Annotated in this window: 13 protein-coding genes; 6 read left to right on the forward strand and 7 right to left on the reverse strand. The window is 67.1% G+C overall.

Annotated features, from left to right (window positions below; genetic code table 11):
* Positions 1–600, forward strand: a 600-nt coding sequence (locus tag G3N93_RS01440) for a methyl-accepting chemotaxis protein (protein WP_241026359.1), incomplete at its 5' end; no start/stop codon positions are given.
* A gap of 469 nt (positions 601–1,069) precedes the next feature.
* Entirely contained in the window at positions 1,070–1,600 is a 531-nt protein-coding gene (locus G3N93_RS01445; protein WP_206122533.1) for an OsmC family protein, read from the forward strand.
* A 204-nt stretch (positions 1,601–1,804) separates the two neighbouring features.
* Here the strand turns inward: G3N93_RS01445 and G3N93_RS01450 are convergent, their stop codons facing one another.
* The 3 genes from G3N93_RS01450 to G3N93_RS01460 are packed head-to-tail and all read right to left on the reverse strand — an operon-like array spanning position 1,805 to position 4,481.
* Positions 1,805–2,626, reverse strand: a complete 822-nt coding sequence (locus G3N93_RS01450) for an ABC transporter ATP-binding protein (RefSeq protein ID WP_206132153.1) — start codon at positions 2,624–2,626, stop codon at positions 1,805–1,807.
* The gene (locus G3N93_RS01455; protein ID WP_206132154.1) at positions 2,623–3,477 is read right to left on the reverse strand and encodes an ABC transporter permease; all 855 of its coding nucleotides are present in this window, start codon (positions 3,475–3,477) and stop codon (positions 2,623–2,625) included. The genes G3N93_RS01450 and G3N93_RS01455 overlap by 4 nt, the downstream gene beginning before the upstream one ends.
* An 11-nt stretch (positions 3,478–3,488) precedes the next feature.
* Positions 3,489–4,481 (reverse strand): aliphatic sulfonate ABC transporter substrate-binding protein, encoded by a 993-nt coding sequence (locus G3N93_RS01460; protein ID WP_206121516.1) that lies wholly within the window; start codon positions 4,479–4,481, stop codon positions 3,489–3,491.
* Positions 4,482–4,829: 348 nt separating this feature from the next.
* Between G3N93_RS01460 and G3N93_RS01465 the strand changes: the two genes are divergently transcribed.
* Positions 4,830–6,260, forward strand: coding sequence for an MFS transporter (locus tag G3N93_RS01465; protein WP_206132155.1), 1,431 nt, complete (start codon positions 4,830–4,832; stop codon positions 6,258–6,260).
* A 265-nt stretch (positions 6,261–6,525) separates the two neighbouring features.
* Here the strand turns inward: G3N93_RS01465 and G3N93_RS01470 are convergent, their stop codons facing one another.
* The gene (locus tag G3N93_RS01470) at positions 6,526–7,926 is read right to left on the reverse strand and encodes an LLM class flavin-dependent oxidoreductase (RefSeq protein ID WP_206132156.1); all 1,401 of its coding nucleotides are present in this window, start codon (positions 7,924–7,926) and stop codon (positions 6,526–6,528) included.
* Positions 7,923–9,194 (reverse strand): acyl-CoA dehydrogenase family protein, encoded by a 1,272-nt coding sequence (locus G3N93_RS01475; protein WP_206132157.1) that lies wholly within the window; start codon positions 9,192–9,194, stop codon positions 7,923–7,925. The genes G3N93_RS01470 and G3N93_RS01475 overlap by 4 nt, the downstream gene beginning before the upstream one ends.
* A gap of 292 nt (positions 9,195–9,486) precedes the next feature.
* On the opposite strand from G3N93_RS01475, the gene G3N93_RS01480 reads away from it, so the two are divergent.
* The gene (locus G3N93_RS01480; protein WP_206132158.1) at positions 9,487–10,725 is read left to right on the forward strand and encodes an SfnB family sulfur acquisition oxidoreductase; all 1,239 of its coding nucleotides are present in this window, start codon (positions 9,487–9,489) and stop codon (positions 10,723–10,725) included.
* Positions 10,726–10,932: 207 nt separating this feature from the next.
* On the opposite strand, the gene G3N93_RS01485 is transcribed toward G3N93_RS01480, so the two are convergent.
* Positions 10,933–11,340, reverse strand: a complete 408-nt coding sequence (locus tag G3N93_RS01485; RefSeq protein ID WP_206132159.1) for a DUF3224 domain-containing protein — start codon at positions 11,338–11,340, stop codon at positions 10,933–10,935.
* A gap of 168 nt (positions 11,341–11,508) precedes the next feature.
* Here G3N93_RS01485 and G3N93_RS01490 point away from each other — a divergent pair, with 168 nt between their 5' ends.
* Entirely contained in the window at positions 11,509–12,153 is a 645-nt protein-coding gene (locus G3N93_RS01490; protein ID WP_206132160.1) for an HD domain-containing protein, read from the forward strand.
* A gap of 81 nt (positions 12,154–12,234) precedes the next feature.
* On the opposite strand, the gene G3N93_RS01495 is transcribed toward G3N93_RS01490, so the two are convergent.
* On the reverse strand, positions 12,235–13,788 hold the full coding sequence (locus tag G3N93_RS01495) for an MFS transporter (RefSeq protein ID WP_174982593.1): 1,554 nt from the start codon (positions 13,786–13,788) through the stop codon (positions 12,235–12,237).
* A 240-nt stretch (positions 13,789–14,028) separates the two neighbouring features.
* Between G3N93_RS01495 and G3N93_RS01500 the strand changes: the two genes are divergently transcribed.
* Positions 14,029–14,178, forward strand: coding sequence for a hypothetical protein (locus G3N93_RS01500; RefSeq protein ID WP_206132161.1), 150 nt, complete (start codon positions 14,029–14,031; stop codon positions 14,176–14,178).
* Positions 14,179–14,197: the final 19 nt, after the last annotated feature.

The following is a 14,197-nucleotide window of genomic DNA, read 5'->3' on the forward strand; positions in this document are numbered from 1 at the left end:
GAGGCGCTCACCGAGGTGGAGGGCGCGGCCGGCATCGCGGAGCGAGGCGGCGCGGCGATGCAGCGCGGCGTCGAGACGATGTCGGAGATTTCGGAGAGTGCGACGCGGATCGCCGGGAGCGTCGGCGTGATCGAGAGCAGCGCGTTCCAGACCAACATCCTGGCGGTGAGCGCCGCCGTCGAAGCCGCGCGCGCGGGCGAGCAGGGGCGCGGCTTCGCGGTCGTGGCGACCGAGGTGCGCGGGCTCGCGCAGCGCTGCGCGTCGGCGGCGACGGAGATCCGCGAACTGATCGGCCATTCCGCGCAGCGCGTCGAAGACGGCAGCGGCCTCGTCGCCCTGGCCGGCTCGGCGATGGCCGAGCTCGTCGCGGCGGTCGAGCGCGTCAATACGATCATGAACGAAACCAGCAACGCGTTCGAGGAGCAATCGTCGGGCATCGAGCAGGTGAACGCCGCGGTCATCCAGATGGAGCAGACGATGCAGCGCAATGCCGCGCTGGTCGAGGAGGCCGCAGCCGCGGCGCTGTCGCTCGACGAACAAGGCTCGCGGCTGAGCGCGGCGGTTGCGCAGTTCCGTCTGCGTGACGAGGCGCTTGCCTGACACACGGATGCTCGCGACCGGCGTTGGCGCGTCGGGCCGGACGGGGGGGGCGACGCGGTGCGGCCGATGTCGAAGCCGCACATTTCTGGTGCGGACATCCCGACTGGCGATGTCCGCACGACCCGTGCACCAGCGAGGTGAAGCACGATCGCCGAACCCGATGCGATGGAGTCGGCGTGCAATGCCCACGACGCGACGGCGATAGCGCCGAGACGCTTGTCGGCAGGGACTGCGGCGCAATTGCGGCGAGGTTCTCCACAGGGTTATGCACGGAAATTGTGGATAACTCGAGGAGGATGAACGACCGCCGACGGTTCCTGAGCGCGCGTGTCGCCATGCGACATCACATCCCGCGAATTGCTTTGCTGGAATGATCGTTTCGTGGCTGTCACGGAAGGGCATAGCATGAAGACCCCCCTCGATTGGCTGCCGTATGCATGGCCAGTCATTGCGACCGTACCAGCCCGACATGACGACACTGAACGACTATCTCAAACAAAAACGCGACGCCTGGCTCGCGAAAAAAGAAGCCGCCCGCAGCAATCCGGAACTCAAGGCCACCCCGCTGAAAGCGACCGTGCGCGCACTGGGCCGCAGCGGCGTGCGGGAGATCCGCATTCGCGATTTCCAGGTGATCAGCGACAGCCCGCCCGATTTCGCCGGCTACAACCTCGGGCCGGCGTCACCGGAGCTGCAGCTCGGCGTGCTGGGGAGTTGCCTGACGCACATCACGCTGATTCAGGCCGCGGAGCGCGGCCTGAAAATCGATTCGATCAAGGTCGAAGTGACCGGCGACCAGCATCCGCTCGCGCAGCAACCGGGTTTCGAGCATGTGCCGGTATTCCCGCACAACCTCCGCTACACGCTCGATATCGTCTCGCCCGAACCGCCGGAAACGATTCGTGCGCTGCATCAGGCGGTCGAGGCGTTGTGCCCGATCTTCAACCTGCTGCGACTGCCGCAGACGATCGACAGCGAGTTGCGGCACACGCACGGTTGACGTGCGCCGGTGCACCGGCGCGTTGCAGCGTGTCACGTCGCCGCGCGGTGAGCGCGCGGTCGATACGCCGCGCACCCTGTCGGGGCCGCGATATGACGCCGATTCCCGTCGCACCGGTGTGCGATGACGGATACGTCGTCCCGGCGCCGAACGCGTGCCGAATCGGCGCCGGGCGACGCCGGTCGTGAACCAGCCGGCGCGCAGTCAGGCTTCCGAGGCTTGACGGTCGCGCGTTCGACGCTTCGTCTCGTCGGCACGATCCTGAAGCTGCTGGAATGCGTCCAGCAGCCGCGCGCGCAGGACGGCCAGCGTCGGGTCGCGGCGATCACGCGGCCGGGCGACTGCAACGTGGATCTCGTCGTCGATGCGGCCCGGGTTCGGCGCGAGCATCAGCACGCGATCGCCGAGATACAGCGCTTCGTCGAGATCGTGCGTGACGACGATCGCGGCCGTCCGGTGTCGCTCCACGACATCGAGCAGCAGTGTCTGCAACCGCATCCGGGTGATCGCATCGACCGCGCTGAACGGTTCGTCGAGCAGCAGCAGGTCCGGCTCGCCGAACAGCCCGCGCGCGATCGCCGCGCGCTGGGCCATCCCGCCCGACAACGTGGCCGGCAGTTGCCGGGCGACGCCGGCCAGGCCGACTTCGTCGAGCAGCCGTGCGACGGACGGGTCGCGTCCGCCTCGCGGGCCGGCCGCAAAGCCGACGTTGTCCGCGATCGCTAGCCATGGCAGCAGCCGCGGCTCCTGGAAGATCACGCCAGCGCGCGGAGAGGGACCGTCGAGCGCGATGCCGCCGAGCGTCACGCTGCCGCGGAAATCGGTATCGAGGCCGGCGACGATCCGCAGCAGCGTGCTCTTGCCGCAACCGCTCGGGCCGACCACGCAGACGATCTCGCCGCGTGCGACCTGCAGCGGAACGTCGGCGAGGATCGTGCGATCGCCGTAAAGCTTGCGGGTGATGCGCAGGTCGAGCAGCGGTGCCGCAGCGCCGGCCGCCGTGTGTGCGGAAGGATGGGGGCTCATGTCGACACCTTGCGTGGCGTATGGTCGAACGCGTCGCGCCAACCGAGCCAGTGCGATTCGATGCGCGCCATCGCGCCGTCGGTCAGCTTGCCGAGCAACGCCAGCAGCAGGATCGCCCCGAACACGAGATCCGGCCGCCCGGTTTCCCGGCCGTCGCTCAACAGGAAGCCGAGGCCACGCGTGGCCGCGATCAGCTCCGCGGCGACCATGAACATCCACGCGAGACTGAGGCCGGTGCGCAAGCCGGTGACGATCTGCGGCAGCGCGGCCGGCAGCAGGATGCGACGGAACAGCGCGAGCGGGCCGAGCCGGTATACCGCGCCGAGCTCGACGAGCTTGCGGTCGACGTCGCGAATGCCGGCGACCACCGCGAGGTGGACCGGGAAGAAGGCGCCGATGGCGATCAGCGTGACCTTCGGTGCTTCATCGATGCCGAGCCACAGCAGCAACACCGGCACCCACGCGAGCGACGGAATCGCGCGCAGCGCCTGGAACGTCGGTTCGAACAGCGCATCGATCCGGCGGCTCAGGCCCATCGCCGCGCCGACGACGAGCGCGAGTCCGGCGCCCGCCGCGAAACCCGCCGCGACCCGCAGCGTACTCGCGCCGACATGGCGCGCCACGCGCGTGACGCCCAGGCGGGCGAGCGTGTCGAGAATCTCGCTCGGCGCCGGGACGAGATGATTCGGCAGCCAGCCCTGCCGTACGACGACCTCCAGCAACGCGAGCGCCGCGAACGGCAGCGCGAGGCCGGCGATCCGCCATCTGCGAAGCGGATCGCGCCGGATGGCGCGTGACGCGGCGGGGCGGCGGGGGGCGAGCGTGTCGTCGCGGGCAGCGGTGTCGGTCATGGGCGGCTGTTTCAGCGCGATGCGTCGACGAGCGGGCGCGCGAACGATGGATCGATCAGCGTATCGACGATCTTCGCGGGGTCGACGCCGGGTTTGGTCAGCTGTTCGGCCGTCAGCACCGGCGCGGCCGCCTTCAGCGCCGCGCGCTGGGTGTCACCCGGAACGGGATCGCTGAAGTCGTTGCGCTGCAGTTGCAGTTTCGCCACCGGCAGCGATACCTTCGATTCGTCGGCGACGATCTGCGCGGTATCGGCCGGATGCGCAACGATCCACTGACGCGCGCGATCGTAGACCTTCAGTACGCGCGTGACCGCCTGCGGGTACTGGCCGGCGAACGCGTCGCGGACGTTCAGGAAGCCATAGGTGTTGAACGCCACATTGCGATAGAGCAGGCGGGCGCCGTCGTCGAGCTGCGCCGCGGCCATGTGCGGATCGAGGCCGGCCCACGCATCGACCTGGCCGTTCGCGAGTGCGGTGCGCCCGTCGGGATGCTGCAGGTTGACGATCTCGACATCGTCGCGGGTCAGGCCGACCGTGTGCAGCGCGCGAAGCGTGAACAGGAACGGATCGGTGCCGCGCGTCGCCGCGATCTTCTTGCCCTTCAGGTCCGCGAGCGAGCGGATCGGCGAATCCTTGCGGACCACCAGCGCGGTCCACTCGGGACGGGAGAACACGTAGACCGTATGGATCGGGTTGCCGTTCGCACGCGCGAGCACCGACGCGAGACCCGCGGCTGAACCGAAATCGACCGCACCGCTGTTCAGGTATTCGAGCGCACGATTGCTGCCCAGGCTTAGCACCCAGCGAATCGACGTGCGGTCGGCCTTGAATTCGTCCTCGAGCCAGCCGAAGTGGCGGATCACCAGGCTCTCCGGTGAGTAGTACGCGTAGTCGACGCGGATCTCCGCGGGCGTCGCGGCGCGTGCGTGCACCGAGACGAGGCCGGCGAGCGCGGCAACGACGAGGGCCGCGGAATGCCACGCGCGGGACCAGGACAGCTTCATCGGGGATTCTCCGGAAGGGCGGCAAGATGCCGCGAACAGGCAGGGTGACCGGCTAATGTAACGAAGCATCGGCGCGCGGCGAACGAAGAAATCCGCGATTGAACATGCACGCTGCTGCTAAGCGCGGACGGCGAGCAACTTAATGACGCGGACTGGTTAATTTATCGATTTATATCGCTTGGGATAACCGGATCGGGAGAACAGAATGCGTGCTGCCGGAACGTGAGGACATCGCGTGTCGAGAGGATCGCGGTTGCATCGGGTCTCTGCCGGACGCGAATGCCAGACGCCCGACTTCCGGCGCCATGCAGACATCGCCGACCATTCGGCGAAACACTAAGGAATGCGATGAGTTCGATCGATCTGAACGCCGCCACCCCGGTTTCCTCGCCCATTCGCTCGGCCAGCGACGTCGCGCGCCTGATCAACACGGTGGACAGCTCGGTCAGCCATGCCCGGATGATCGTGCTGCTGGCGCTCGGCGGCGTCTTTCTCGACGCGTACGATCTGACGACGCTGTCCTACGGGATCGACGACGTGGCGCGCGAGTTCGGCCTGACGCCGGCGCTGACCGGGCTGGTCGGGTCGGCGATCATGATCGGCACGATCTTCGGCAGCCTGATCGGCGGATGGCTGACCGACAAGATCGGCCGCTATCAGGTGTTCATGGCCGACATGCTGTTTTTCGTGGTCGCGGCGATCGCGGCCGGGCTGGCGCCGAACGTGTGGGTGCTGATCGGGGCGCGCTTTGTGATGGGGCTCGGGGTCGGCATCGACCTGCCGGTCGCGATGGCGTTTCTCGCGGAATTCTCGAAGTTCAACGGTCGCGGCAACAAGGCGTCGCGGCTCGCGGCGTGGTGCCCGATGTGGTACGTGGCGTCCTCGGTCTGCTTCCTGCTGATCTTCGGGCTGTATTTCCTGCTGCCCGCCGAGCATGCGGGATGGCTGTGGCGCGCGTCGCTGATCTTCGGCGCGGTGCCGGCACTCGTCATCATCCTGTTCAGGAACCGGTTCATGAACGAATCGCCGCTGTGGGCCGCGAACCAGGGTGACCTGGCCAACGCCGCACGGATTCTGCGCGAGTCGTACGGGATTCATGCACACGAAGCGAAGGATGCTCGACCCGCGCCGAGCCAGCCGCCCGTGCGAATTCGCGTGCTGTTCCAGCACCCGTACCTGGGGCGCACGATCGTCGCCAGCGTGATGAACCTGTGCATCCCGTTCGAATACACGGCGATCGCCTTCTTCCTGCCGTCGATCCTGTCGCAGTTTCTCGGGGCGGGTGTGTTCGAAACGATCGCCGCGTCGCTGGCGCTGAACGTGCTGTTTGCGTTCACCGGCGGCTTGCTGGGCATGCGCCTCGCCCATCGCCATGCGTCGCGTCATGTCGCGATTGCAGGCTTCGCGCTCCAGTTCGTCGCGCTCGTGGCGCTCGCGCTGGCGGGGCATCCGCATGGCGCACTCGCGATCGGCTTCGTGGTGTTGATGCTCGGCACCTGGCTGTTCGCAGAAGGGTTCGGGCCGGGCGCGCAGATGATGATCTACCCGACGCTGTCGTATCCGGCGGCGATCCGCGGTACGGGTGTCGGCTTCGGGCGCTCGCTGTGCGGCATCGGTCAGGCGCTCGCGCTGTTTGTGCTGCCGATCCTGCAGGCGCGGCTCGGTACGGACATGTTCTGGGTCGTCGCGATCAGCGCCGCTACGCCGATCGTGTTCCTGTTGATCGTGCGTTACGAGCCGACGGCGCGTGATATCGACGACGACGACGGCGTCGTTTGAACGCGATCGAGGTCGCTTATCGTTGTGAAAGCGCGCGCACGCTCGGTGCGCGCGTTTTCGTTGCCGCTACCGCAATGTTCGCCGTCTTGATGCGTGGGGGCGGAAGCAGAACCCGCATCGGGGCCGCACCGGGTGTCGAATGAGGGGAGCGGGGAGATCAGGCGACGGTGTGTCGGGCGAGTGATGACCCCGACGCACCGGTTGCTGCTCATCGTGAAGCCGGCCGGCCGGCCCGCATGCGGGCCAACCAGCCGACGCATGGCCGTCACGCGTAGGCCGCCACCTGTTCGGCGTCGCGCTTGACCTGCTCGATGTCGCGGAACTGCGCTGCCGGGTGTTCGTCCGGCAGCCGCGCCGACCCGCCGAACAGTTTCTCGCGCAGCGTACCCGGCGCATAGCCGGTCGGATACACGCCGCGCCGCTGCAGCTCGGGGACGAGATAGCGCACGACGTCCTCGAAGGTTTCGTGCGCAACCGCATACGCGAGGTTGAAGCCGTCCACGTCGGTGGCGGCGACCCATTCCTGCAGGATGTCCGCGACGGTCGCGGCCGAGCCGACGAACACCGGGCCCAGGCCGCCGATGCCGCCCCAGGCCGCCAGCTCCTCGATCGTCCATGCGGTGTCGCCGCCCGCCAGGTGCTCGACCGCCGACACGATCGCATTCGTTTCGACGCGCCGGACGGGATCGTTCGGCGCGTACTGGCCGAAGTCGATGCCGGTCCAGCCGGACATGAACACCAGCGAGCCGTCGTACGACACGTACTTGCGGTATTCGTCGAACTTGGCCTGCGCCTTCTCGTCGGTTTCGTCGACGATCACGGTGACGAGGTTGTAGATCAGGACCTTGCTCGCGTCGCGCCCGGCGGCCGTGGCCTGCGCGCGCACGTCGGCCACGTAGCGCGCCAGCTGCGGGCGGGTCGGCGCGGCGACGAACACGCATTCCGCGTGCTGCGCGGCGAACGCCTTGCCGGGGCCTGACGCGCCGGCCTGGAACAGCACCGGCGTGCGCTGCGGCGACGGTTCGCACAGGTGGTAGCCGGGCACGTCGAAGAAACGGCCCTTGTGGCCGATCTCGTGCACCTTCTCCGGATGCGTGAACACGCGGCCGTCGCGATCGCGCACGACCGCACCGTCTTCCCAGCTGCCCTCGAACAGCTTGTACAGCACCTCGACGTATTCGGCCGCGACCGCATAGCGGTCGTCGTGGGTGCGCAGGCCGTTATCGCCGACGTTTTTCGCGCCGCTTTCAAGGTAGGACGTGACGATGTTCCATGCGAGCCGGCCCTTCGTGTGATGGTCGGCGGTCGACAGCCGGCGCGCGAACGTGTACGGGTGCTCGAACGTCGTCGACGCGGTGATGCCGATGCCGAGATGCTCGGTCGCCATCGCCATCGGCGCGGCGAGCTGCAGCGGGTCGTTGACCGGGATCTGCGCGGCCTGGTGCAGCGCGTGGTAATTGCTGCCCTTGTAGACGTCGTAGTAGCCGATCACGTCCGCGATGAAGATCGCGTCGAAAATTCCGCGTTCGAGCACGCGCGCGAGGTCGGTCCAGTAGTCGAGATCCTTGTACTGCCATGAGCGGTCGCGCGGATGGGCCCACAGCCCGGGCGACTGGTGGCCGACGCAGTTCATCTCGAACGCGTTGAAGCGGATGGTCTTGCTCATCGGGCGGCTCCTGTCTCTGCATGCGTGCTCGCACCCGCACCCGGACCGTTGCCGATCTGCCAGACGAACGGCGGCGTGCGCCCGTTGATGACCCAGTCGCCGACGATCCGCGCCTTGTAGACGAGCGGATTGTGCGACGACACGGTGCGCGCATTGCGCCAGTGACGATCGAGCGACGTCGTGCTGCGGGTCGCGGAGGCGCCCAGCGCGTCGAACAGGCGCGTCGCCGCGCGCAATACGAGTTCGGACACGACGAGCTGGCTTTGCGCGGATTCGATCTCGGCTGCGACGTTCGCATCGTGCTCGGCCGCGGCGTCGCCGCCGAAGTGCGCTTCGTAGGCCTGTTGCAGCGGCTGCGCGGCGCGCAGCGCGAGCGCGTCGGCCGCATAGGCCCACGACGCGATCTCGCCGATCACCTGCTGCAACTGCGCGTCGTCGGCCGCGCGCGGGGCGTTGCCGTGGCTGTACACGCGGGTGCGGCGGCGCACCAGGTCGCCCGCGTCGCGCACGATCGCATGGCCGATGCCGGCCAGCGTCGCGACGTGAAAGAGCTGGTAGAACGCGGTCTGGTACTTGAAGCGTCGTGCGAAGTCGATCACGTCCCGGGCGTCGACCGCCGCGTCTTCGAAGCGCGTGGTGCCGCTGCCGGTCGTCGTCTGGCCGAAGCCGTCCCAGTCGTCCTCGCGGATCACGCCGGGCTGCGCGGTCGCCACGGCGACGATCACGTCGCTGCCGTCGTCCGCGCGTTGCGCAAACACGTCGATCCAGTCGGCGAACAGGCTGCCGGTGCTGTAGAACTTCCGGCCGTTCAGCACGAGCCGGCCGTTCTTTTCCGACACCTTCGTGATGGTCTGGCCGAGCGCCACGTCGCCGGTTTCCGTCCACGCATTGCCGACGAGCTGGCCGCTCGCGAAGCGGTCGAACCACGTCTGGCGATCGGCGCCGGGCGGCGCGTTCAGCCAGTCTTCGACGAACGCGAAGTGCCCGCGCAATGCCTGCGGCAGATTGGAATCGGCGGCGGCGAGTTCGGTCAGCAGCCGGAACAGTTGCGGCAGCGACGCGCCGGCGCCGCCATTGCGCACCGGCAGCCGCACGGCGCCGAAGCCGGCGGCCTTCAGCCAGCCGATTGCCTCGTGCGGCAACTCGCGGCGGCGTTCGCGTTCCGCGGTGCCGGCCGCGATGCGTTCGAAGATCGGCCTGAAGCGGCTGGCAAGCGCGTCATAGTCGGCGCCGGTGGAAAGTTCGGTTGGTGCGGAAGACGAAGTCATGCGGGGGTCCTTGAAAGGCGGGGCCGTCGATGCCGGCAGGCCAGTATAGAAAGCACGCTGCGGACGATCCAATAACGGATTCGTACATCGTTATCGCCATCGGGCATTACGCGGGGGAGGCGGCGCGGCGTCGATGCTGGAGCGTCGATGTCGATGCTGACGCGCGGTTGCTTGCGGGCAGCGCGCCGTATCGTTTGTCATGCGAAGGAATATCGTTGTGCGAATCGCTCGGTTTGCCGGCGTGTGACGCGCTGCTAGATTGAACGTTTCCGTCAATCAGCAGGAGAGCCCGATGTCAGAGACGAGCGCCACGATCCAGGAACGGCCGGCCGATACGCAACCGCAGGCGGCCCGCGTGATCGCCGACGATGCGCAGGCCATCGCGGCCGCGCATGCCCTTGCGCAGCGGCTCGCGGAGGGTGCGGCCGAGCGCGACCGGGAGCGCCGGCTGCCGCGCGACGAGATCGAATGGTTCTCGCAGTCGGGGCTGTGGGCCATCACGGTGCCGAAGGCCTATGGCGGCGCGGGCGTGTCGCATGTGACGCTGACGGAGGTGGTGAAGATCGTCGCGGCGGCCGATCCGTCGCTCGGGCAGTTGCCGCAGAATCATTTCGGGCTGGTCGACGTGATCGCACTGACCGGCACCGACGCGCAGAAGCGCCACTTGTTCTCGGAAGTGTTGAGCGGCAAGCGGTTCGGCAACGGCTTTTCGGAGAAGGGCACGAAGCACGTGCTCGACCTGAAGACGCGCGTGCGGCGGGACGGCGACGATTACGTCGTCGACGGCACCAAGTTCTATTCGACCGGGGCGCTGTTCGCGCATTACGTGCCGGTGCTCGGCCTCGACGACGAACGCCACGCGTGGCTCGCGTACATTCGCCAGCCTGCGCCCGGGCTGACCGTGATCGACGACTGGTCGGGGTTCGGGCAGCGGACCACCGCGAGCGGCACCGTCGTGCTCGACAACGTGCGCGTGCCAGCATCGCACGTGCTGCCGGCCCAGCGCGTGTCGGATCTGCCGACGCTGAACGGCCCGCTGTCGCAGATCATCCAGGCCGCGATCGACGCGGGCATCGCGAAGGCCGCGCTCGACGATACGCTGGCGTTCGTGCGCTCGCGCACGCGGCCGTGGGTCGACAGCGGCGTCGAGCGGGCAGCCGACGATCCGCTGACGATTCGCGAGATCGGCCATCTGCACATTCAGCTGCATGCGGCGGAGGCGTTGCTCGAGCGTGCGGCGCGTACGCTCGACGAGATCGCGGCGCGCGGCAACGTGACCGAGGACGATGTCGCGCGCGCGTCGGTGGCGGTGGGCGAGGCGAAGGTGTTGACGACGGAAATCGCGCTGCTCGCGGGCGAGAAGCTGTTCGAGCTGGCCGGCACGCAGTCGACGCTGGCTGAGCACAACCTCGACCGGCACTGGCGCAATGCGCGCACGCATACGCTGCACGATCCGGTGCGCTGGAAATATCACCTTGTCGGCAACTACTACCTGAATGGCGTGCGGCCGGCGCGCCATGCGTGGAATTGAATGCGTGTCGATCGCGGTGCGATGGCTCGGCGATGGCGAGTTGATCGCGTCGCCGCAGTCGAACGCATCGACGCGGTCATGAGCGAACCCGGCAATGCCTTCGTCGATGCGAAATCGCCGGGGTATCGGGCAGGTGGATGCTGCACGGGGCGCGTTACTGCACCAGCGCGCCCGCACGATGAAGTCGCCGCATCCCCGTGAGTCGGCTTACCGAGGCGAGTCAGGCAGCGTGTAGTCGAAACGGTACGAATGCCGGCCGTTGTCGATGGTGATGATCATCGAGCCGGCGAGCCCCACCAGTTCTCCGGTGCCGGAATCGGGCACGACGGTGATCGACTGCTGCGGCTGCCCGCGCGTCATGGTGGAGCTGTGCTGCAGGACAAAACTGCCGTGGCGGCCGCCCAGCGTGCCTTGCACGGTTTCCATCGCCACATAGCCGGCGGAGCCCTGGACGCTGCTTCGAAACGCGAGCATCTCTCCCTGGCTGACGGCTTCCAGGTCGCCGTGATACTGCTTGTCCAGCGACATGCGGCCGAGCCCGGTCTGTTCCGCGACGGGACTCAGGGATTCCGGATTCAGCTTCACTTCAAACGGACCATTGGCCAGCAGTGTCATTGCAGCGCTCCTCGTCGAATCGGCAACCCGCACTATAAGCCAACCGGGTTCCGTTGGAGGTAACGGTTTGCTTGATCTGCCGGAATCAAGGACGGATCGGATTGAAGATCGTGTGCCGCGCGGCGCTTGCGGCGATAATCGGCATCCCGACCTCGACCGATTTCCCCGATGACTCTCCCTGCATTCGCCCCCTTTCAGGATCTGGCCAAGGCCTTGCTGGCTCACTGGAGCGATGCCAATGGCGATGGCTCCCACGACACGTCGCATCTGCAGCGCGTGTGGAAGAACGCGGCCGCGATCCACGCGAAGGAGGGCGGAGATGCCGAAGTGCTGTTCGCGGCGACATTGCTGCACGACTGCGTGGCGGTGGAGAAAAATTCCCCGCTTCGCGCGCAGGCATCGCGGCTGTCGGCGGAAAAGGCCCGGCAGGTGCTGCAATCGCTGGATTGGCCGGACGCGAAGATCGACGCGGTTGCACACGCGGTCGAGGCGCACAGTTTTTCGGCTTGTATCGCGCCGAAGGCGCTGGAAGCCAGGATGCTGCAGGATGCCGACCGGCTCGATGCGATCGGCATGGTGGGCGTGGCGCGGTGCTTTTATGTCGCGGGCCGGATGGGCAGCGCGTTGTATGACCCGGCCGATCCGCACGCATCGGATCGGGCACTCGACGACACGCGATTCGCGATCGATCACTTCCGCACGAAGCTGCTGCGGCTTTCAACCGGGTTTCAGACCGTCACCGGTACGCGCATGGCGATCGTTCGCCGCGATCGATTGCAGCGCTTTCTCGACGAGTTTTCCGACGAGATCTGATTTTTCCGGCGCGGCCTTCGGACAAGCCGTCGCATTCCCGCGAGTCGGTTCGCTGCGGATTGTACCTGCCTCCTTGTGCGGCTACCGAATCTGCCGCTGCACGAACGCGATCGTTCCGCCCACCAGCGCCAGCCCCACGATCATCTCGAAGCCGTCCAGCGCGCTGAGGAAACTGGCCTGGTGCGCGACCATATGCGCGATCTGGCCCAACGACAGGCCGCGCGCCTCGGCTGCACCCATCCCCTGCGCCTCGAACGCGTGCGTCATCGTGTCGAGCGTGTTCACGAACACCGGGTTGTACGGGTTCGCGAACTCGACGAGGCGCGTCTGATGCACGGCCGTGCGATGCTGGTCGACGATGATGAAGGTCGCCGTCGACAGCGAGTAGGCCAGCTGCTTGACCACGTTCTTGAAACGGTACCCGTGCGTGAATTCGTCGTTCGAGAAAATCTGAAACGCGGCGCTCGCGGTCGGCAGCGCGATGAACATCAGCAGAAAGCCGCGCAACACCAGTGGCGGCAGCAGCCAGCCCATGCTGACGTCGGGAGGCAGGTTGAGCACCCAGATGCCGATCGCGGCCGCCATCGCGAAGCCCGGCACGATCAGCCATTTGCGCTTGATGAGGCGCGCGTATTTGAAATACGCGATGGCCATCGGAATCGCCGTGAGCGAAGTGAGCCCGACGAGGCGGCCCGCATTTTCCACCGGATAGCCGAGCCCGCTTTGCAGCAGCCGCGAGATCAGGAAACCGATCGCATTACTGATGAAGTAGTAGAACGCGTAAAGCACGATGCCTTGCCGGAAAGGGCCTTCGCGCAGCGCGTTCACGCGAAGGAGCGGGCGCGGATCGTGCCACTGGTGCCACGCGAACCAGCCGAGCGCGGTCAGCCCGGCGACGGTGGCCAGCGGCATCAGCGGCGTGGTGCTGAACACTTCGAAGCGCAACTGCTGCGCGACGATCTGCAGTGCGCCGAGCGCGATGGCGAACACCAGATACGGCCATAGATGGGTGTCGCTGCGCCGCTCGATCGGGCGCCTGCCGATGTGCGGCACCACGAGGAAGGTGAACGCCGACAGCGCGGCGCCGCCGACCGTCGAGCACAGGAACAGCGCGCGCCAGTCGAAGTGCGCGACGAGATAGCCGCCCGCCATCGGTGCGAGTGCGCTGGCGAGCAGGATCATCACGAGAAAGATGCGCGTGGCGGGGGCGCGTTCCTCGGGTGTGAAGCCGGTTTGCAGCATGATGCGGCAGGTGCCGAGCATCGGTCCGATGAAATAGCCCTGGAAGCCGCGCGCCATCGCGAGCGCCATCGACGATTCGCTGAGCGACGCGGCGAGCGACCCGGCCGCGAACATCAGCAGGCAGCCGCTCAGGTAGCGCCGGAAGCCGAGGCGCTCGATCAGCCATTGCTGCTGCACGATGCCGAGCACGGAAGCGGTGGCGTAGGCCGTCGACGACCACACCAGTTCGTCCGGCGACGCATTGATGCCGCCCGCGATGTAGCTCGTGAAGAACGAAAAGATCGAGTTGTCGAAGTAGTCGATGCCGACGGACAACGCGATCGCCCACGGCAGCAGATCGCTGCGCAGATGCCTGAGCGTGAACAGGCGGGCGCGGGCGGGCGTGAGTTTCATGACGCGGCACCCTCGGGCATGCGCGCCGGCGGCCTGTGCCGGCGGGCGAATCGGGTGGGGGGCAGGACGCGCGCATGGGGCGTGGCCCCGATGTGAGGCTGATGGAACACTTGGACTCCGGGCGAAATCCGACGGATATTCGGCCTGCCCTCTCGCGAGATCAAGGGTTAACACGCATCGATTCCGTACTTCGAAATCCATGTGCGGGGTCGCCGCCGGCATCGTCGACGCGTCATTTCCATGGAAGCCATGCCGGCACTGCGGATCGCGGCCGCCGTGCCCTCCGATCGATCGTTCGACCCCGTCCGTTTGATCATTCGCTGCCTGACCGCCATTGTGCCGCGCGTTGCCGGCCGTTTCGACGCAGGGAAGGCGGCACTTCGAAAATGATCAATTGGATCGAGGAATC

The sequence above is a fragment of the Burkholderia sp. Se-20378 genome, from assembly GCF_017104665.1.
Taxonomy (GTDB): Bacteria; Pseudomonadota; Gammaproteobacteria; order Burkholderiales; family Burkholderiaceae; genus Burkholderia; species Burkholderia lata.